Source organism: Rhodococcus sp. APC 3903 (assembly GCF_030407755.1).
In the GTDB taxonomy this organism is placed as follows: domain Bacteria; phylum Actinomycetota; class Actinomycetes; order Mycobacteriales; family Mycobacteriaceae; genus Rhodococcus_F; species Rhodococcus_F erythropolis.
Genome location: NZ_JASDCV010000009.1, coordinates 218,323 through 236,553, shown reverse-complemented (window position 1 = coordinate 236,553; position 18,231 = coordinate 218,323). Strand labels below are relative to the sequence as shown.

Sequence of the window (18,231 nt, the reverse complement as noted above, 5' to 3'; positions counted from 1 at the left end):
TACCCGATTTCGACTATTCGGCACCAGAGTTTTTGCAGGTCAAACGTGTTGCCTGACTCACGTCGGAATCGGTGCGAACACTTCCAGTGCATCCGGGACCGAGGTGAATTCGACTTTTTCGCGAAGTCCGATGTAGTCGCCGTCCATCTGCAGTCCGATCGGTCGCGACGATTCGATGGTGATTGTCGGGACGTCGTCGGTGCGTAGAAGGACCTTCGATTTCGGTTCTGCGCCGCGTGCGAGGAGCTGTCGCACAACCCGCAGAGACGGTAGGACTTTGGTGCTCGTCATAGCGAAGATGCCGAGTCCACTGTCGAAGGTCGTTCCCGGATTGGTGTGTACGGGACGCTCTTCCAGATATGTCCACGGGCTCGAGTTCGACACGAACGCGTAGTGGACTCCGGAGACGGGATCCTGATCGGGGAGGTGGACTGTCAGGGCGGGCTCGGCTCGCTTGGCACGGAAGAACGCCGCGATTGCGGTTCGGACATACCGGGCGGGTGTGGCGGCGTCACCGTTCTTACGGCTGGCGTCGACGGCCTCGCATACATCGGCGTCGAGGCCCATTCCGGCGTTGAACGTGAACCAACGGTTGTCGCAGTGTGCGAGCCCGATTCGGCGTCTCGTTCGTTCCGAGAGTAGATCGACGAGTTGGTTTGTGGCGTCGATCGGGTCGGCGGCAATACCGAGTGAGCGCGCGAAAACGTTTGCCGAGCCTCCCGGGACGACAGCGATCGTCGGGATCGGACCGACCGGAACCGATTTCATCGACGCGGGATGCGGTGACCCGAGCAGTCCGTTGACCACTTCGTTGACCGTTCCGTCGCCGCCGTGGACGATCACCGAGCCGAAGCCGTCTTCGTGGGCTTGGCGCGCCAGTTCGGCAGCGTGTCCCCGATGTGTGGTGTGCGCCACAGTAAGTCGCACCCGACTCTCGAGGGCGTGTGCCAACAGGTCACGACCGGCAGCGGTGGTGGAGGTGGCATTGGGGTTGACGATCAGCAGTGCGCGCACGGGGCATGAGCCTATCCGGTGTCGTGTTCTAGGCTGGCCTCGTGCCGAATACCGCCAGTCCGAACGCCCTGCCCAAGACAGTCACATGGGCAGGTGCCCTCGTGACGCTGCAAGGGCTGGTTGCCGCCGGGTTCGCGATCGTCGCAGTGATTCGCGGCGCGACCGGCCACGATCAGAGCGTCACCAACGGATACGGATTTGCCGCGTGGGTCGCGATCCTCGGCGGCGCGGTGTTGGCAGCCGGTATCGCCTTGCTGACGGGTCGCCGGTGGGGCCGGGCAATCGCCGTCGTCGCGCAGTTGCTGCTCCTACCGGTCGCCTGGTCGCTCCTGACCGATTCGCATCAGGTGCCGCTCGGCATCGTTCTGGGTGTCGTCGTTCTCGGCGCTCTGGGCTGCCTGTTCTCGGCTCCGACGTCTCGATGGATGGCAGCGGAGTACGGAGCGTACGCAGACGAGGTGTCGCCGGAAGAGGGACACCCGGACGAGACCGAAGAGCCGCGGGACAAGTAGGACGGAACGCCTACCCCGCTTCAGTCCTACTCAGCTTCGGCGGCAAGAGCTCCGAGGTGGGTGCCGGTCAGGCGATACGTGGTCCACTCCGTCTTCGCGTCGGCACCGAGTGACTCGTAGAACTTGATCGAGGGCGTGTTCCAGTTGAGCACCGACCAGGACAGCCGGGTGTAGTCGTTGTCGGTGCACTCCTTGGCGAGCGCGGCCAGAAGAGCCTTTCCGTGGCCTGATCCGCGCTGGCTGGGCTTGACGTACAGGTCTTCGAGGTAGATGCCGTGGGCGCCGTCCCACGTGGAGAAATTGCGGAACCACAGCGCCATGCCGACGACGTCGTCAGCCGAATTCACAGCGACGTGCGCGAAGGCCGTCGCGGCCGGCCCGAACAATGCCTCGCCGATCTGTTCCGCCTTCACGGTGCACTCGTCGAGGGCCTTCTGGTAGTCCGCCAACTCGTAGATCATGTCGGTCATCGGCTGGACGTCTGCGGGCGTGGCGCGTCGGATCATGGGGAGAATCTTAAGCCTCAAGCCTCCACGAGCGGCGGCACGTTGTGATGGACGAGGTGGCTGGCGCCGTGCTCGTAACCGAGAACCGTGTAAGCGCCCGGGAACAACGCGAAACGCTTTCCTTCGGTGACCGGGAGCTCGAGCCAGCGGGCGATGAGCGCGCGGGAGAAGTGGCCGTGCCCGATCAGGATCACGTCCCGCTCGGGTAGCTGCGAACGCACCATCGACAGCACCATGTCGGTGCGGGCATGGATCTGATCGGTCTGCTCGCCGCCGGGGCACGGGTGTGTCCAGACGGTCCAATCGGGCACCGTTGCGCGGATCTCGGGCGTCGTGAGGCCTTCGTAGTCGCCGTAGTCCCATTCGGAAAGTGCATCCCAGGTTCGCTCTTCCGGCAGGCCGGCGAGATCACCCGTCAACTGTGCGCGCAGCCGCGGACTCGTCAGAATCATGGGGTTCCGGAGGTCGAGGGTTCGCAAGCGATTTCCGGTCGCGGTTGCCTGCATCTCGCCGAGCGGAGTCAGCGGAACCTCGGTCCGGCCCGTGTGTTTCCCGGTGCGTGCCCACTCGGTTTCACCGTGGCGCATGAGTACGACGCGAGCACCGAGGGGGATCGACGAGGGGGCGGACTGGGAGGTCATGTCGACCATCATTGCAGGCTGCCTCGCGTGTGTAGCTCGCCTCCTGGCGCGAAGTGCGCAAGGATCTACGTGTGACGACGGTTCTCGCAGTGGCGAATCAAAAGGGCGGCGTGGCTAAAACCACTACCGTCGCTTCTCTCGGTGCGGCTTTGTCCGCGCTCGGACAACGAGTTCTGGTGGTGGATCTCGACCCGCAGGGCTGCCTGACGTTCTCGCTCGGACACAACCCGGATCGCCTCGAGCGTTCGGTCAACGAGGTCCTGGCGGGTGATCTCGACGCGGTCGACGCCGTGCTGAAAACGGACGACGGTATGGATCTCCTGCCGGCCACCATCGATCTCGCGGGCGCCGAAGCGCTGCTCCTGATGCGACCCGGTCGAGAGTTCGCGCTCAAGCGGGCGCTGTCTCCGCTCCTGGGTTCTTACGACGTCATCATCATCGACTGCCCACCGTCGTTGGGTGTGCTCACACTCAACGGATTGACTGCGGCGCAGTCGGTTCTGGTTCCACTGCAATGCGAAACCCTCGCACACCGCGGCGTCGGACAGTTGCTGCGTACGGTTCGTGAAGTCCAAGCCATCACCAACCCGGATCTTGTTCTGCTCGGCGCACTTCCGACTCTGTACGACGCTCGAACCACGCACAGTCGCGACGTACTCGCTGACGTCAGTGACCGCTACTCCCTCGCCGTTCTGGCGCCTCCGATTCCACGCACCGTCAAGTTCGCCGAGGCCTCTGCTTCCGGCGCGACGGTCCTTGCCGGGCGAAAGAACAAGGGCGCGGATGCCTATCGAGAACTCGCCGACAATCTCGTAAAGCACTGGGCTGGAAATGAAGTCGTGACTTTCGCGCCGGAACTGGCGCTCTGAGGAAGGCGAGAGCTTCTAGCGCAGCGCAAACAAGGTATCGCCGCGCTGTTCCAGAATCGTCTCGCCCGCACTGGCGAGCACGATCGGCGTCGTCGTCTCACCGCGGTCGACTGCGATCATGCGCTGCACCGCTCCGTCCGACGGGCTGACGGCTGCAATGCCGCCCGGAACAGGGATGAGCATCTGACCGGCGACCATGCTTCCGGGCCCTGACGTTCCGTTGACGATCCACGTCGGAGCCAGATCGCTCAGGCGGAGGTTGACCGTCTGAGAGCCGGTCCACCACGTGATCGAAGCCTTGTCGGCGTGGGTGCGGGCCCCTTCGGTCACCGCTCCCTCGATCGGATAGTCGACGATCGGATTGCCGGTTCCGTCGAAAATGGTGATGCGAGAAGCGGTTCCGTTGGCGGCAGGGAGGTAGACCGCCGTCTTCTCGCCGGCCACGGCAAGAAGGCGGGCGCCTTCGGAGCCGAGGAGAATCGATGATCCGTATTCTTCGGGTTCCTGGGCGTCCTTCGGTGCGGGGTTCATCACCGTCAACCTGTTGGAGGCTTCACCCGGGCAACGCTCGAGTACCGAGACTCGGTTTGCGCTCGACGCAGCGTCGAGCAGCGTGCATCCGGTGCGGGGTTGCTTGTTGGGATTGACCTTCGCGTCGACCCTGCCGTACTCGAGAGTTCGGACGAGGTCCGAGCGCCACAGTTCCATTCGCTCACTGCCGCGTGAGATCAGATAGGTGCCGTCCGCCGACAAGGTGACCGCGGAATCGGCGTCGCTGTTGCGCTGGTCCTTTCGGGCGCCGGTGTCGGCGACCAGTGACGTGACCTGAGAGCAACCGCGATTGTCCTGATAGACGCTGACGACGCGATCCCACGAACCGATCGCACCGCACAGGGGAATGTTGCGCGCGTATCGCCACACTTCTTCGCCTGTTGCCGGGTCGCGGCCGATCACGTCGGAACCGTCGGCGGTGACGACGGCATTTCCGACGGTGATCGGTGCCGTCGAGTCGGCACTGGGAGATTCCCACGTCTGCTTCAGGATGTCGGGTAACAACACCGACGTCGACAGAGGTGGGAGTGGAGATTCGGCGGTGACCGAGGTGGTTCCGCGCGCATCACTGCGCAACCACACCACAGTCACCGCCACGATTACTGCCAGCGCGATTGCCAGCGCACCGATCACATCTGAGCGAGTACGCCTTTCGGGAGCCAGCACATCGGCAGCTTACTCTGCGGCGCCTGCCGTCGCGGAAGCCGCGGGGCGACGACGCCGACGGCGACGCGGCTTGGCCGCTCCGTCTTCGTCCGAGTTCTCGGTAGCGGTTGCAGCCGGTGCCGAAGGGGGAGCTGTGGTGGCGCCGGCGGTGGTGGACGTCGCGGCGTCGGTCGAAGCACCGGCGCGGGTACGGCGGCGAGTCCGGTTGCGACGAGGCGCGGCCTTCTCTTCGTTGCCGTCGGCGTCGGCCGTCTTCGGCGCGTCTGCTTTGTCCGTTGCCGCCTTGTCGGTTGCAGCCTTCTCAGGGGCGGGCTTGGCCCTGCGAACAGTGCCCTTGGCGTCGGCCGGAATCGACAGCTCTTCGTAGAGGTGCGGCGAGCTCGAGTACGTCTCGACCGGATCGGGGATTCCGAGGCTCAGTGCCTTGTCGATGAGCTGCCAGCGAGGAATGTCGTCCCAGTCGACCAGCGTGACGGCGATACCGGTGCGTCCGGCGCGGCCGGTGCGACCGATGCGGTGGACGTAGGTCTTCTCGTCCTCGGGGCACTGGTAGTTGATGACGTGGGTGACGTCGTCGATGTCGATGCCGCGTGCGGCGACGTCGGTAGCGACCAACACGTCGACCTTGCCGTTGCGGAAGCCCTTCAGGGCCTTCTCGCGGGCAATCTGTCCGAGGTCACCGTGGACGGCACCGACGGAGAAGCCGCGCTCGGCGAGATCGTCGGCGACTTTCTGGGCTGTGCGCTTGGTGCGGGTGAAGATCATCGTCGCGCCGCGGCCTTCGGCCTGCAGAACACGGGCGACCATCTCGGCCTTGTCGAGAGCGTGCGCACGGTAGATGTGCTGGCTCGTGCGGTCGTGCACGGCGGAGGATTCGGCTTCCTCGGCGCGGATGTGCGTCGGCTGCGTCAGGAAGGTGCGAGCCAGGGTGATGATCGGGCCGGGCATCGTGGCGGAGAAGAGCATCGTCTGACGCTTGTCGGGGACCATGCCCATGAGGCGTTCGATGTCGGGGAGGAATCCGAGGTCGAGCATTTCGTCGGCCTCGTCGAGGACGAGAACGCCCACTTTGCCCAGGATCAGGTGTGACTGGTTGGCGAGGTCGAGCAGGCGACCCGGGGTGCCGACGACAACGTCGACGCCCTTCTGCAGTGCCGAGATCTGCGCCTCGTACGGCCGACCGCCGTAGATGGGCAGAACCTGGAGACCTCGGTCGCCGACTCGGAGGTACTTGCTGGCGTTCTCGAGGTCGCGAGCGACTTGGATGCACAGCTCGCGGGTGGGAACGATGATCAGAGCGCGAGGCGTGCCGTCGAGGACAGCCGTGCCGTTCTCGGCGGTGACGATGCGATGCAGGAGCGGGACGCCGAAACCGAAGGTCTTGCCCATTCCGGTGCGGGCCTGACCGATGAGGTCGTCACCGGCGAGAGCCAACGGAAGGGTGAGTTCCTGGATGGCGAAGGTGCGCTCGATGCCGATCTCGTTCAGTGCGCGGACGATTTCGTCGCGGACACCGAGTTCGGCGAAGCTCGGGGGTACATGGGTGTCGTCGAGCTGGACGGAAACGGTGTTCTCGGTTGCTTCGTCTTCGTGGTCGACAGTGATCTTGCTCAGGGGACTAGCCTTTCCTCGTGGCGGTACGCACGCACAAGGTAAGGGGCCAGGCCGTAAATCGGCCGATGTCGATGCCCTCTTTTTCTTCGGTCATGCCTACGCCTCAGCACTGAATTCCACTCGGACGAATTCGAACCGTCCGGAGATCTCGGCGAAGCGGGCAACAACCGTCGATGCAGGTGCGCGCACATTATCGGTGGGGTCCGCGTGAGCACAGTCGTGTCGGCTGACCTAAAGCAGCCGTCCCGGCTAACCATAAGAGCCGGGGGAACTGGCGAACTCCCAAGACCATTGTAGCTGCACGTTGTCCGCCCCTCGCGATGACATGTCGAAGATCACCGAATCGGACATGCGGTCCTTGGCGGTCGCGTCGGCCGTCGAAGCACTACAGTTCGTAGTCATGGGCGCACACGATCTTGATGCTTCGACGGACGCTGGAACCGGAGGCCGAGTCGCTTCCGATCACCCCGGCGTGATCGATTTGTTTGCCGTTCTCGCCTACGGCGAGATTTCGGCGTTCTACCGGTTGGCGGAGGACGCACAAATGGCACCGGACCTGCGAGGCAAGGTGGCGTTCGCCAGCATGGCCGCCGCCGAGATGGACCACTTCGAGACTCTGGAAACGGCGCTGACGGAACGTGGCCACGAGATCTTTGCCGTCATGGACCCGTTCGTTCGTGCTCTCGACAATTATCACGCGTCGACGACACCGTCGACGTGGCTGGAATCGCTCGTGAAGGCGTACGTCGGCGACGGAATCGCTGCCGATTTCTACCGCGAGATCGGGCACTCCCTCCCGGCGGATGTCGCCGAGATCGTCGAGGACGTGCTGTCCCAGACGGGCCACTCGGAGTTCGTGGTGCTCGAGGTGAAGGCAGCAGTGGAGGCCAGCACCCGCGCCAAGGACCGGCTGATGTTGTGGGGACGCCGTCTTCTGGGTGAAGCAATCACGCAGGCGCAGTTCGTGCTGGCGCAGCGTGAGGACCTCACGGATCTGGTGATCTCGGCCTCGGGTGACCTCAACGGAGTTGTCGCGTTGTTCGACGGTATGCAGGCAAAGCACGCCGAGCGGATGGCGATTCTCGGACTCGTCTAGGTGCCTGTTCGCTCTGGGCACAGCGTGCAGAGGAGCGTGGGCGGTCGCTGCTGCATTAGCCTTGCGTCGACAACGGATGTAATTCACGAACAGTTCGGAGGTTGACCGTGGAGGTCAAGATCGGTGTAATCGACAGCCCGCGTGAGCTCATCGTCAACAGCGAACAGACCCCTGACGAGGTCGAGACACTGGTCGCGGCTGTCCTCGGTGGCCGCGAGCCGGTTCTGGCTCTCGTCGACGACAAGGGCCGCAAGTTCCTGGTGCAGGCTTCTCGTGTGGCGTACGTGGAGATCGGTCCGTCCGATATCCGCAAGGTCGGATTCGCGCCTACTGTCTGACGCGTAGCTGTAACAGCAGAATGGGCGGGCAGTCGTGAGACTGCCCGCCCATTCTCGTTCGGGTTCCGGTTACTTGGTTTCGGCCTGCAGCGGCACGTGTGAGAGACCGCCCCACGCCAGTGTCACGGTGATTTCCACGGCCTCTTCCTTGGGGATCGGCCGCGCGGCTTCGAGCCAGTACCGCGCCGTGAACTGGCTGGCACCGACTAGACCGACCGCAAGAATGCGCGCGCGATACGGATCGAGTCCGGAATCCTGACTGACCAGGTCGAACACGGCGTCGACGCAGGCTTCGGTGGCTTGTTCCACGCGTGTCTGGACCTGAGGTTCGCCCATGATGTCGGACTCGAACACCAGGCGGAAGCCCTGCGAGTCGTTGTCGACGAAGTCGAAGAACGCCTGGACTGCGGCGCGGACACGCTGTTTGTTGTCCGTCGTCGATCGCAGGGCTTGGCGTACGCCCGAGATGAGGCTGTCGACATAACTCTGCAGGACTGCGACATACAATTCGAGCTTGCCTGGAAAGTGTTGGTACAGGACTGGCTTGCTGACACCGGCACACTCGGCGATCTCGTCCATACCGGCCGAGTGGTACCCGTTCGCGACGAATACCTCACTTGCAGCTGCGAGGAGCTGGAGGCGGCGCGCATCGCGGGGGAGTCGGGTGCTGCGACGTGTTCCGGCAGGCTTGCCAGCCGTTGTACCGCGATCGGAGTCTGTCCGATCCGCGAGTTCTGTCATGTCGCTTCCAATCTGAGCAAAAGTAAATTCGGTCGGCGCGCGGATCCGCGAGTCGCGTGTGCGTACCCGCCAGTATCCTCCGTCACACCGGTCGTAGCCGAATGAACGATACCGTGTGTCGCCCGGGCGAGTCGCGCGTGCCTCGGTGAGCGAGACCAGCGGTCTTTCTCGTTACATGACGGGTTGCCATGACACGCCAGGACCAGCATGTTTCGGTCAGCCCGGGCGAGCGACTTGCCGTGTGTGAGATTCTGGACGACGTGACTGACCCAGGGGGACCGCGCATGCGTGGACGAACTACGCAGAACCCTGAACGTGAGGAACGTCGAATGCGTAGCGGAACTGGAGCGCCCCGCGACGAACGTCGGCCAGAGGTGCCGGATGATCGTGCCTACGGCGAACGCGACTATCGCGGCATTTCCTCCCATCAGCCCTTGCGTGCCCAGTGGGATCCGACCAAACGAGAAGTGGGCCGAACCCCGCGTAATCCGCGGCCCGACCGGGCAGCGCGAAAGCAGAGCAAGCTCGGGCGCTTCGTCTCGACCTACGGTTGGCGGGCCTACGCGATTCCGGTTCTCGTGGTGCTCACCATCCTTGTGATCGTCGACGCAGTACGTCCGGACGCCACGGACACCGCGAGCAAGACGTCGGCCACTGCCGACCTCGCCCACAGCACCGACGGAACCGACGTCATCGGTGCGCCGCCGGCCGGAGACGGAACCTTTGCGTCGTCGATACCGTCCGGCGCTCTCCCCGACGGTGGTCCGTTCACCGTCGCGGGCGGCGGAACGTGGCACGTCGTACCGGGCACGACGGGCAAGGTCGGACAGGGAACCGAACGCGAGTTCACGTACACGGTCGAGATCGAGGACGGCGTCGACACGACCGGTTTCGGCGGTGACGAATCGTACGGACGCATGGTCGATCAGACACTGGCCAACCCGAAGAGTTGGACCAATGACCCCAAGGTCGCGTTCCGGCGCGTCGACGCAGGCGAGCCGGACTTCCGGATCTCCTTGACCTCGCAGATGACTATCCGTGAAGGCTGCGGATACGAGATCGAACTCGAAGGATCCTGCTACAACCCGAGCATGGACCGAGTCCTGCTCAACGAACCGCGCTGGGTGCGAGGCGCCATTTCGTTCCAGGGTGACATCGGCTCGTATCGGCAGTATCAGATCAATCACGAGGTCGGCCATGCCATCGGATACGCCGCCCATCAGCCGTGCGAGACCGAAGGTGGACTCGCACCGATCATGATGCAGCAGACCTTCGGAACCGCGAACAACGACATCGCTAGGCTTGATCCCGAGGGCGTCGTTCCGATGAACGGACTCACGTGCCGCTTCAATCCGTGGCCGTACCCCCGAGCGTGACCGGATCGAGAATCCCAGATCTCGTCTTGAACTAGGAGTGTTTCGCGGTGTCTGCAACACCCGTCGTATTGCCACCACTGGTGGAGCCGGCAGCCGAGTTGAGCCGGGAGGAAGTTGCCAGATACAGCCGGCACCTGATCATCCCGAACGTAGGCATGACCGGCCAGAAGCGGCTCAAGAATGCGCGAGTCCTGTTCATCGGCGCCGGTGGATTGGGTTCGCCTGCACTGCTCTATCTCGCGGCCGCAGGAGTGGGCACCATCGGGATCGTCGAGTTCGACGAGGTCGACATGTCGAACCTGCAGCGTCAGGTGATTCACGGACGCTCCGACGTCGGACGCCCGAAGGCGGTCAGCGCGAAGGAGTCGATTCTCGAGATAAACGAGCACGTCGACGTCCGGTTGCACGAATTCCGCCTGGACAACTCCAACGCGGTCGAACTGTTCTCGGAGTACGACCTGATCCTGGACGGTACGGACAACTTCGCGACGCGGTACCTCGTCAACGATGCCGCCGTCATCGCCGGAAAGCCGTACGTGTGGGGCTCGATCTACCGCTTCGAAGGGCAGGTCTCGGTCTTCTGGGAAGACGCCCCGGACGGCGCGGGACTGAATTATCGCGATCTTTACCCGGAGGCGCCGCCGCCCGGCATGGTCCCCTCGTGCGCCGAGGGTGGTGTGCTCGGAGTCCTGCCTGCGACCGTCGGTTCGATCATGGCGACCGAGGCGGTCAAGCTCATCACGGGGATCGGCGAACCGCTTCTCGGGCGCCTGATGATCTACGACGCTCTTGCGATGACGTTCCGGACGATCCGCCTTCAGCGTGATCCGACCCGCGTGCCGGTCACCGCCTTGATCGACTACGACGCGTTCTGCGGTGTCGTGTCCGAAGAGGCGAGCGCTGCTGCTGTCGGCTCGACGATCACGGCGCCGGAGTTGGAGGCCATGATCGGCGAGGGACGATCGATCGAGCTGGTAGACGTACGAGAACCGGTTGAATGGGACATCATGCATCTGCCGGGGGCGGTGCTGATCCCGAAGGACCGCATCCTTTCCGGTGAAGCTCTGGCGACGTTGCCGCAGAACAAGCAGATAGTTCTGTACTGCAAAACCGGCATTCGTTCGGCCGAGGCACTGGCCTTTCTCAAGAACGCCGGTTTCTCCGACGCAGTTCACGTTCAAGGCGGCGCGATCGCCTGGGCGAACCAGGTGGATGCGAGTCTGCCGGTCTACTAGGCGCGCCTCGCGGGAGGCGGCGCCGCGCACCGGTAGCGTTGGGGTGTGAGCACAGGCCAACCTCCCCAGCACGTGTGCTCCACCTTCGGCCTCCGTGAAGTCGATCCCATCCCACTCGGTGCGGATTGGGACGGCGGGTGGCTGTGTGGAGACGTCGTCCTTTCAGCAGTCGCGGATCATGCCCGCGCAGCGTGGTCGGCGAAGGTGCGAGAGAACCTCGAAGTCGACGGCGTTCGGCTGGCTCGACCGGTGCGTTCGACTGACGGTCGTTACGTCGTCTCGGGCTGGCGCGCTGACACATTCATCGTCGGATCGCCGGAACCACGTCACGACGAAGTGGTCTCGATGTCCTGCCGACTGCATGCGGCGACGGCCTCGCTCGAGCGCCCGCGCTTCCTTGCACAACCGCCGGTGCCGCCGTGGGCCGAGGTCGACGTCTTCGTCGCCGCTGATCGCGCGGCATGGGAAACGGTTCCGCTGAGGATCGCGAAGGGCGTCGAGCAACTCGAGACGCCCACTCCGGACGGTCGCAAAAGTCTGGAACTGATTGCCGGGCTCGCTACTTTGCGGAAGCCGGTGCAGAGCCCGGACCAGCTCGTGCACGGCGATCTGTTCGGGACGGTGCTGTTCTCGGGCAGTATGGCCCCCGGAATCACCGACATCACGCCGTATTGGCGACCGGCTGCGTGGGCCGCTGCCGTCGCTGTGGTCGACGCGATCTCGTGGGGCGGTGCCGACGAGGCACTGGTCGGCCGGTGGGAAGACCTTCCCGAGTGGCCGCAGATGCTTCTACGTGCGGTGATGTTCCGCTTGGCAGTTCATGTTCTGCATCCGCGCTCGACGGCGGACGCGTTCCCGGGGTTGGCCCGTACTTCCGACATCGTGCGCTTGCTGCTCTAGATCGGGGCGCCGGTACCGAAGTCCGAGACCAGGCCCTCGAACAGCTCGCGTGCGGCGTTCGAGGCGGCCACGGTGTTTCCGTCGACGACAGCGTTGACGAGGTTCGCGTGCTGCGAGTGGAATCCTTCGCCGGTTGCATCGATGTGCTGTTGGATCGTGGTCTCGATGACCGGGAGCAGGGAGTCGTAGAACTCCAGGTAGACCTCGTTGTGGCTGGCCGCGACGATTGCTCGGTGCAGGGCGACGTCCGCGGTGGTGGCAGCGTCGATGTCCTGACCCTCCCATGACGCGGTGCGAAGCTCGAGTAGTCGCGTCAGTTCGGCGATGTCGTCTTCGGTTCGCCGTGCGGCGGCGAGGGTGGCTGCAGTGATGTCGAGTGCGCGCCGAAGTTCGAGTACGTCCCGTTGGTGGGCACCGGCAAAGTAGTTGCCGAGAGTGCCACCGAGGTCGGAGACAGCAACGACGTAGGTACCCGATCCCTGACGACGTTCCAGCATTCCGGCGTGAACAAGCGCCTGGACCGCCTCGCGCACGGTATTGCGACCGGTCCCGGTCAGCTCCGACAGTTCCGGTTCGGTGGGGATTTTGGAACCGATCGGCCAGGTCCCGCTCCGGATCTCGTTGCGGAGTTGTTCGGTGACCTGCGAGATGAGACTTGCGCGTCGAACGGGTTGCACGTGGTTGTTTCCTCGGGTCCGGGTAAGTGGTGTGAATGTGACGTTAGATTACCGCGCTTGTGCGAGTTCGTCCGGTCATCCTATGATTTGCCGGTGACTGCTCAACTGGAGAGAACCGAAACCCGCTCGTTGATACAAGGCCGTGTGCTCGTCTTCGCAGCGATTGCGATGTCTGCGCTCGTACTTCGACTTGCGGTGACCTCGTTCTCGCCCTTGGCGGCCGAGATTCGCGACGAGATCGGCTTCTCCGCCTCGATCGTCGGTGTCTTCGGCATGGTTCCGACCGCAATGTTCGCCATCTTCGGTCTCATCACTCCCGCCATCGCGAAACGTATCGGGCTCGAGCGAACGGCCCTCGTCGCGATGCTCATGGCCGGCGTCGGAATGCTGTTGCGCGCCATGATGTCTCAGACATGGTCGTTGCTGGCCCTCTCGGCTTTGGCACTGGCAGGCATGGGAATCGGCAATGTCGTGATCCCGCCGTTGGTCAAGCGGTACTTCTCGGATCGCCTCGCCACCATGAGTTCGGTCTACATCGTGGCCGTGCAGATCGGCACCATCGTTCCGGCGTTCGTCGCAGTCCCGGTTGCCGACGCCTTCGGGTGGCGGTTCTCGATCGGCTGGTGGTCCGCCTTCGGCTTCGCCGCAGCAGTGCCGTGGTTGATCACCCTCGCTCGCTCGCGCAAGGCTCGCGCGAACGCAGCCGGGTCCGTCGAGAATGCATCGGATTCGGTTGCGGCAGTGGCAGAACAGCCACGCGGTCAGGTCTGGCGTTCTCCCGTGGCCTGGGGGATGGCCGGCATGTTCGGCATGACCTCACTGATCACGTATTCGATGTTCACGTGGATTCCCTCGATCCTTCGTGACGCCGGAGCCAGTGATGCCTTCGGCGGAACGATGGTCGGAATGTTCTCGGTGATCGGGCTCGTCGCAGCGTTCGGTGCGCCGACCCTGTGCGCCCGCATGGCCAATCCCTTCCCTGTCGTGATCGCGTGTGCCGTCTGCTACCTGGTTGGCATGGGCGGGCTGTACTTTGCCCCGATGGCGGCGCCGGTCGTGTGGGTTGTCGTCCTTGGCCTCGGTCCGAGCACGTTCCCGATGTCGCTCACGCTGATCAACCTGCGTACTCGTTCGCACATCGGTTCCTCGGCACTGTCCGGCTTCACCCAGGGCATCGGCTACTCCGTTGCCTGCCTCGGTCCGCTCCTGTTCGGCGTTTTCCACGACGTGTCCGGTGGATACGCTGCGCCGTTCGGTCTGCTCGTCGTCGCTGTGATCGTGGTGCTCCTGGGCGCCTACCAGGCATGCAAGCCTCGGATGCTCGAGGATTCCTGGCACGCACCTGCGAAAAACTAGCTCACACCCGGTCTTGTTACCGGGTGAGGATCAATTGACTTCGCGGTCATCGCACGCAGCACCGGCGCAATAACCGTTTTCTACCTTTGGGTCTCCAACATATTCAGGAGGCCCTGGTGAGTCATTACATCGAGCATTGGGATGCAGAGGACGTCGACGCCTGGGAATCCGGCGGCAAGGACATCGCGAAGCGGAACCTGATCTGGTCAGTGGTAGCCGAACACGTCGGCTTCTCGATCTGGTCGATCTGGTCCGTGATGGTGTTGTTCATGCCGACGGATATCTACGGCATCGACGCGGCCGGAAAGTTCTTCCTCGTCGCAGTGCCCACACTTGTCGGGTCGGTCCTCCGCATTCCATACACGGTTGCCACCGCACGGTTCGGTGGTCGCAACTGGACCGTCATGAGTGCGCTGTTCCTCTTCGTACCAACACTTCTCACGCTCTACCTGATGATGAATCCGGGTGCGTCGTACACCACGTTCATGTTGGTAGCGGCCACTGCAGGTATCGGCGGCGGCAACTTCGCGTCGTCGATGACCAACATCAATGCCTTCTACCCGCAACGCCTCAAGGGGTGGGCGCTCGGTCTCAATGCCGGCGGCGGCAACATCGGTGTGCCGATGATCCAGCTGATCGGTCTGCTGGTGATCGCCACCGTCGGTAACCGTGCTCCGTGGATCGTGTGCGCTGTCTATCTCGTGTTCATTGCCGCTGCTGCCGTCGGTGCCGCGCTGTTCATGGACAACCTGGGCAACCAGAAGTCGGACCTGCGCTCGATGGCCAAGGCGCTCAAGTTCTCCGAGTCGTGGGTGATCAGCTTCCTGTACATCGGTACGTTCGGTTCCTTCATCGGATTCAGCTTCGCCTTCGGTCAGGTTCTGCAGATCAACTTCCTCGCCGGCGGTGCCACTCCGGCCGCGGCCGCGCTGCATGCAGCACAGATCGCCTTCATCGGTCCTCTCCTCGGTTCGATCGCTCGCCCCCTCGGCGGCAAACTGGCCGACCGGATCGGCGGCGGCAAGATCACCATGTGGACGTTTGTCGCCATGGCATTCGCTGCATCGATCCTCGTGACGGCCGGAACGATGGACGACAACACCGCGGGCGTCGCCAGCGCCGGAATCATGGTGACATTCGTTCTCGGATTCATCGCCCTGTTCCTGCTCTCCGGCATCGGAAACGGATCCGTTTACAAGATGATCCCGGCGATCTTCGAGGCGAAGGCTCAGAGCTTCGACCACATGGATCGAAGCGAGAAGGCAACGTGGTCGCGCAGTATCTCCGGTGCTCTCATCGGATTTGCCGGTGCGGTAGGCGGTTTGGGCGGCGTAGGCATCAACCTGGTGCTGCGCGCGTCGTACAGCAGCCCCGCCAAGTCGGCGACCATGGCCTTCTGGGTGTTCCTGGCCTTCTACATCGCCTGCATCGCAGTCACCTGGTTCGTCTTCCTGCGCAAGCCGTCGACGCTGACCACAGACGTCGACGAGGCGAAGGTCGCAGTCACGGCGTGAGCGGTCCGCAGAATCTCAGAACTATCTCGTACCTCAGGAAGTAGGCGTCATGAGCAAGTCGGTTGTTGTCATCGGACACGGAATGGTCGGACACCGATTCGTCGAGGCACTGCGTTCGCGCGACGAAGCGAACAACTGGTCGGTGACCGTACTCTGCGACGAGCAGTACGCAGCGTACGACCGAGTCGGGCTGTCCTCGTACGTCGGAGCGTGGGACCCCAAGGAATTGGCACTGGCCGGCAACGATTACGTCGGCGACAGCCTGGTCGACCTCCGAGTGGGGGAAGGCGCGCTCTCGATCGACAAAGATGCACGCACGGTCGCGACGACAACCGGCGAGACGATCTCCTACGACGCTCTGGTGATGGCGACCGGTTCGTATCCGTTCGTGCCTCCCGTACCGGGGCACGACGGCGACGGATGTTTTGTCTACCGCACCCTCGACGACCTCGACGGTATCCGGGCCGCCGCCGAGAAGGCGGGTCCTGGCGCTGTCGGCGTCGTGGTGGGCGGCGGTCTTCTCGGACTCGAGGCGGCAAATGCTCTCTCGCTCATGGGAATGACGGCACATGTCGTCGAACACAATGCGCGATTGATGCCGATGCAGGTCGACGAGGGCGGCGGCGCACTGCTCGCTCGCCTCGTCACCGAACTCGGTCTCACCGTTCACACCGGAGTCGGGACGGCGGGAATCTCGCAGGCCGACAACGGAATTGTGGTCGAACTCTCCGACGGCTCCACCATCGACGCGTCGCTGCTCGTCTTCTCCGCCGGAGTTCGTCCGCGTGATCAGCTGGCCCGCGACGCCGGCATCGCAGTGGGGGAGCGCGGCGGCATCCTGACCGACCTCGGCTGCGTGACTTCGGACGAGAACATCTATGCCGTCGGAGAATGTGCTGCGGTGGAAGGCCGTTGCTACGGTCTGGTTGCTCCCGGCTACACGACGGCCGAGATCGTGGCCGATCGTCTGCTCGGCGGCGCCGCGGATTTCCCGGGCGCCGACATGTCCACCAAGCTCAAGCTCATGGGCGTCGACGTCGCCAGTTTCGGTGACGCGATGGCGACCTCACCGGGCGCTCTCGAAGTTGTCCTCAGCGACGCGTCCAAGGGGACGTACGCGAAGCTCGTGGTCTCAGATGACGCGAAGATCCTGCTCGGCGGCATTCTTGTCGGTGACGCATCGGCCTACGCGTCGCTGCGCCCGCTGGTCGGTCGCGAACTACCCGGTGACCCGGCGACATTGATCTCGCCGGCGGGGGAGAAGCCGGGTGCAGGCTCGCTGCCCGACGACGCCGAGGTGTGCTCGTGCAACGCGGTGACCAAGGGAGCCATCTGCGGCGCAATCGCGGCAGGCGCATGCGACATTGCTTCGGTGAAGGCGTGCACCAGCGCCGGAACCACCTGTGGCGGTTGCCTTCCCACTGTGAAGCAGCTGCTGGCCGATTCCGGCGTCGTGATGTCGAAGGCACTGTGCGAGCACTTCGCTCAATCGCGGGCCGAGTTGTTCCAGATCGTCCAGTCGACGCAGACCAGAACCTTCTCGGCGCTGATCGCCAAGTACGGCAAGGGCGCCGGTTGCGACATCTGCAAGCCCGTAGTCGCTTCGATTCTGGCATCGACGGACTCCGATCACATCCTGCACCGCCAGCAGGCGTCGTTGCAGGACACCAACGATCACTTCCTCGCGAACATCCAGAAGAACGGTACGTACTCCGTGGTACCTCGTATGCCTGGCGGCGAGGTCACGGGTGAGCAGCTCATCGTCATCGGTGAGGTGGCGCGTGACTTCGGCTTGTACACGAAGGTGACCGGCGGTCAGCGCATCGACTTGTTCGGGGCTCGTGTCGAACAGTTGCCCGCGATCTGGAAGCGTCTCGTCGACGCCGGGATGGAATCGGGTCAGGCGTACGGCAAGTCCCTGCGGACGGTCAAGAGCTGCGTCGGTTCGAGCTGGTGCCGCTACGGCGTTCAGGACTCGGTGGGAATGGCCGTCGACCTCGAGAACCGCTACCGCGGCCTGCGTTCGCCGCACAAGATCAAGTTCGGCGTCTCGGGATGTGCTCGTGAATGCGCCGAAGCGCGTGGCAAGGACGTCGGCGTCATCGCGACGGAGAACGGTTGGAATCTGTATGTGGGCGGCAACGGCGGACAGTCGCCCAAACACGCTCAGCTGCTTGCCGGAGGCCTCGACGACGCAACCTTGGTCAAGTACATCGACCGCTACCTCATGTTCTACATCCGCACCGCCGATCGCCTCCAGCGCACGGCGCCGTGGGTCGAATCACTCGAAGGCGGACTCGATCACCTCAAGGCCGTTATTTGTGAAGACAGCCTGGGAATCGGCGAAGAACTCGAGGCTCTGATGGCCAAGCACGTCGAGGGCTACCAGGACGAATGGGCTGGTGTGCTGGGTGATCCGGAGAAGTTGTCGAGGTTTGTCTCGTTCGTCAACGCACCGGAAGAAGCCGACCCGACGGTTGTGTTCGACGAGACCGGAGTGCGCAAGGTTCCGGTCCTGATGGGTATGCCGAGCATCCCTACGCGCCGGTAATAGTCGCGTAACCCGTGGGAAACACGGGGTCCGTAGAAACGTAGACAAGAACCCGCGCGACGTTGTCGCCGGA

General features: G+C 63.7%; 17 protein-coding genes. 10 read left to right on the top strand and 7 right to left on the bottom strand.

Features of this window, described 5'->3' with window-relative positions; all coding sequences use genetic code 11:
- Nucleotides 1–57 precede the first annotated feature (57 nt).
- Nucleotides 58–1,014 (bottom strand): diacylglycerol kinase family protein, encoded by a 957-nt coding sequence (locus QMA15_RS15480; protein ID WP_020969228.1) that lies wholly within the window; start codon nt 1,012–1,014, stop codon nt 58–60.
- A 41-nt stretch (nt 1,015–1,055) separates the two neighbouring features.
- Here QMA15_RS15480 and QMA15_RS15475 point away from each other — a divergent pair, with 41 nt between their 5' ends.
- Nucleotides 1,056–1,526 (top strand): hypothetical protein, encoded by a 471-nt coding sequence (locus QMA15_RS15475; RefSeq protein WP_020907115.1) that lies wholly within the window; start codon nt 1,056–1,058, stop codon nt 1,524–1,526.
- A 26-nt stretch (nt 1,527–1,552) separates the two neighbouring features.
- Here QMA15_RS15475 and QMA15_RS15470 read toward each other — a convergent pair whose 3' ends face one another.
- Together QMA15_RS15470 and QMA15_RS15465 are read right to left on the bottom strand one after the other, a co-directional pair.
- Nucleotides 1,553–2,032, bottom strand: a complete 480-nt coding sequence (locus tag QMA15_RS15470) for a GNAT family N-acetyltransferase (protein ID WP_269577732.1) — start codon at nt 2,030–2,032, stop codon at nt 1,553–1,555.
- A gap of 17 nt (nt 2,033–2,049) precedes the next feature.
- Complete coding sequence (locus tag QMA15_RS15465) at nt 2,050–2,673, bottom strand: acid phosphatase (protein ID WP_019747801.1); 624 nt, start codon at nt 2,671–2,673, stop codon at nt 2,050–2,052.
- 71 nt (nt 2,674–2,744) lie between these two features.
- Here QMA15_RS15465 and QMA15_RS15460 point away from each other — a divergent pair, with 71 nt between their 5' ends.
- On the top strand, nt 2,745–3,542 hold the full coding sequence (locus QMA15_RS15460) for an AAA family ATPase (protein ID WP_003940948.1): 798 nt from the start codon (nt 2,745–2,747) through the stop codon (nt 3,540–3,542).
- A 15-nt stretch (nt 3,543–3,557) separates the two neighbouring features.
- On the opposite strand, the gene QMA15_RS15455 is transcribed toward QMA15_RS15460, so the two are convergent.
- Both QMA15_RS15455 and QMA15_RS15450 read right to left on the bottom strand, forming a co-directional pair.
- Entirely contained in the window at nt 3,558–4,760 is a 1,203-nt protein-coding gene (locus QMA15_RS15455) for a PQQ-binding-like beta-propeller repeat protein (RefSeq protein WP_070796174.1), read from the bottom strand.
- Between the two features lie 9 nt (nt 4,761–4,769).
- Nucleotides 4,770–6,374 carry a DEAD/DEAH box helicase gene (locus QMA15_RS15450; RefSeq protein WP_243617270.1) on the bottom strand — a complete coding sequence of 535 codons (1,605 nt, stop codon included), beginning with the start codon at nt 6,372–6,374 and terminating at the stop codon, nt 4,770–4,772.
- 400 nt (nt 6,375–6,774) lie between these two features.
- On the opposite strand from QMA15_RS15450, the gene QMA15_RS15445 reads away from it, so the two are divergent.
- Both QMA15_RS15445 and QMA15_RS15440 read left to right on the top strand, forming a co-directional pair.
- Nucleotides 6,775–7,470 (top strand): ferritin-like fold-containing protein, encoded by a 696-nt coding sequence (locus QMA15_RS15445; RefSeq protein WP_029255047.1) that lies wholly within the window; start codon nt 6,775–6,777, stop codon nt 7,468–7,470.
- 107 nt (nt 7,471–7,577) lie between these two features.
- Complete coding sequence (locus QMA15_RS15440) at nt 7,578–7,808, top strand: DUF3107 domain-containing protein (protein WP_003942312.1); 231 nt, start codon at nt 7,578–7,580, stop codon at nt 7,806–7,808.
- 69 nt (nt 7,809–7,877) lie between these two features.
- Here QMA15_RS15440 and QMA15_RS15435 read toward each other — a convergent pair whose 3' ends face one another.
- The gene (locus tag QMA15_RS15435) at nt 7,878–8,549 is read right to left on the bottom strand and encodes a TetR/AcrR family transcriptional regulator (protein WP_003942309.1); all 672 of its coding nucleotides are present in this window, start codon (nt 8,547–8,549) and stop codon (nt 7,878–7,880) included.
- A 329-nt stretch (nt 8,550–8,878) separates the two neighbouring features.
- Between QMA15_RS15435 and QMA15_RS15430 the strand changes: the two genes are divergently transcribed.
- The 3 genes from QMA15_RS15430 to QMA15_RS15420 are packed head-to-tail and all read left to right on the top strand — an operon-like array spanning nt 8,879 to nt 12,060.
- A complete protein-coding gene (locus QMA15_RS15430; RefSeq protein ID WP_153212496.1) occupies nt 8,879–9,925 on the top strand; it encodes a DUF3152 domain-containing protein in 1,047 nt (348 codons plus the stop codon).
- Nucleotides 9,926–9,972: 47 nt separating this feature from the next.
- A complete protein-coding gene (gene moeZ / locus QMA15_RS15425; RefSeq protein WP_019747808.1) occupies nt 9,973–11,160 on the top strand; it encodes an adenylyltransferase/sulfurtransferase MoeZ in 1,188 nt (395 codons plus the stop codon).
- Between the two features lie 45 nt (nt 11,161–11,205).
- On the top strand, nt 11,206–12,060 hold the full coding sequence (locus QMA15_RS15420) for a TIGR02569 family protein (RefSeq protein WP_007731227.1): 855 nt from the start codon (nt 11,206–11,208) through the stop codon (nt 12,058–12,060).
- On the opposite strand, the gene QMA15_RS15415 is transcribed toward QMA15_RS15420, so the two are convergent.
- Complete coding sequence (locus tag QMA15_RS15415; protein WP_020907120.1) at nt 12,057–12,737, bottom strand: FadR/GntR family transcriptional regulator; 681 nt, start codon at nt 12,735–12,737, stop codon at nt 12,057–12,059. The genes QMA15_RS15420 and QMA15_RS15415 overlap by 4 nt on opposite strands.
- A gap of 93 nt (nt 12,738–12,830) precedes the next feature.
- Between QMA15_RS15415 and QMA15_RS15410 the strand changes: the two genes are divergently transcribed.
- From QMA15_RS15410 to nirB, 3 genes are all read left to right on the top strand, one after another.
- Nucleotides 12,831–14,093 carry an MFS transporter gene (locus QMA15_RS15410; protein WP_070796175.1) on the top strand — a complete coding sequence of 421 codons (1,263 nt, stop codon included), beginning with the start codon at nt 12,831–12,833 and terminating at the stop codon, nt 14,091–14,093.
- Between the two features lie 113 nt (nt 14,094–14,206).
- Nucleotides 14,207–15,607: a nitrate/nitrite transporter gene (locus QMA15_RS15405; RefSeq protein ID WP_085989607.1), complete on the top strand. Its 1,401-nt coding sequence runs from the start codon at nt 14,207–14,209 to the stop codon at nt 15,605–15,607.
- Nucleotides 15,608–15,656: 49 nt separating this feature from the next.
- Complete coding sequence (gene nirB, locus QMA15_RS15400) at nt 15,657–18,158, top strand: nitrite reductase large subunit NirB (RefSeq protein ID WP_069145898.1); 2,502 nt, start codon at nt 15,657–15,659, stop codon at nt 18,156–18,158.
- The last annotated feature ends 73 nt before the right edge of the window (nt 18,159–18,231 follow it).

Coding starts and splice junctions, on each gene's coding strand:
- QMA15_RS15445 (WP_029255047.1), top strand. CDS start 6,775: ATGGGCGCACACGATCTTGATGCTTCGACGGACGCTGGAACCGGAGGC.
- QMA15_RS15435 (WP_003942309.1), bottom strand. CDS start 8,549: ATGACAGAACTCGCGGATCGGACAGACTCCGATCGCGGTACAACGGCT.
- nirB (WP_069145898.1), top strand. CDS start 15,657: ATGAGCAAGTCGGTTGTTGTCATCGGACACGGAATGGTCGGACACCGA.
- QMA15_RS15430 (WP_153212496.1), top strand. CDS start 8,879: ATGCGTAGCGGAACTGGAGCGCCCCGCGACGAACGTCGGCCAGAGGTG.
- QMA15_RS15470 (WP_269577732.1), bottom strand. CDS start 2,032: ATGATCCGACGCGCCACGCCCGCAGACGTCCAGCCGATGACCGACATG.
- QMA15_RS15465 (WP_019747801.1), bottom strand. CDS start 2,673: ATGACCTCCCAGTCCGCCCCCTCGTCGATCCCCCTCGGTGCTCGCGTC.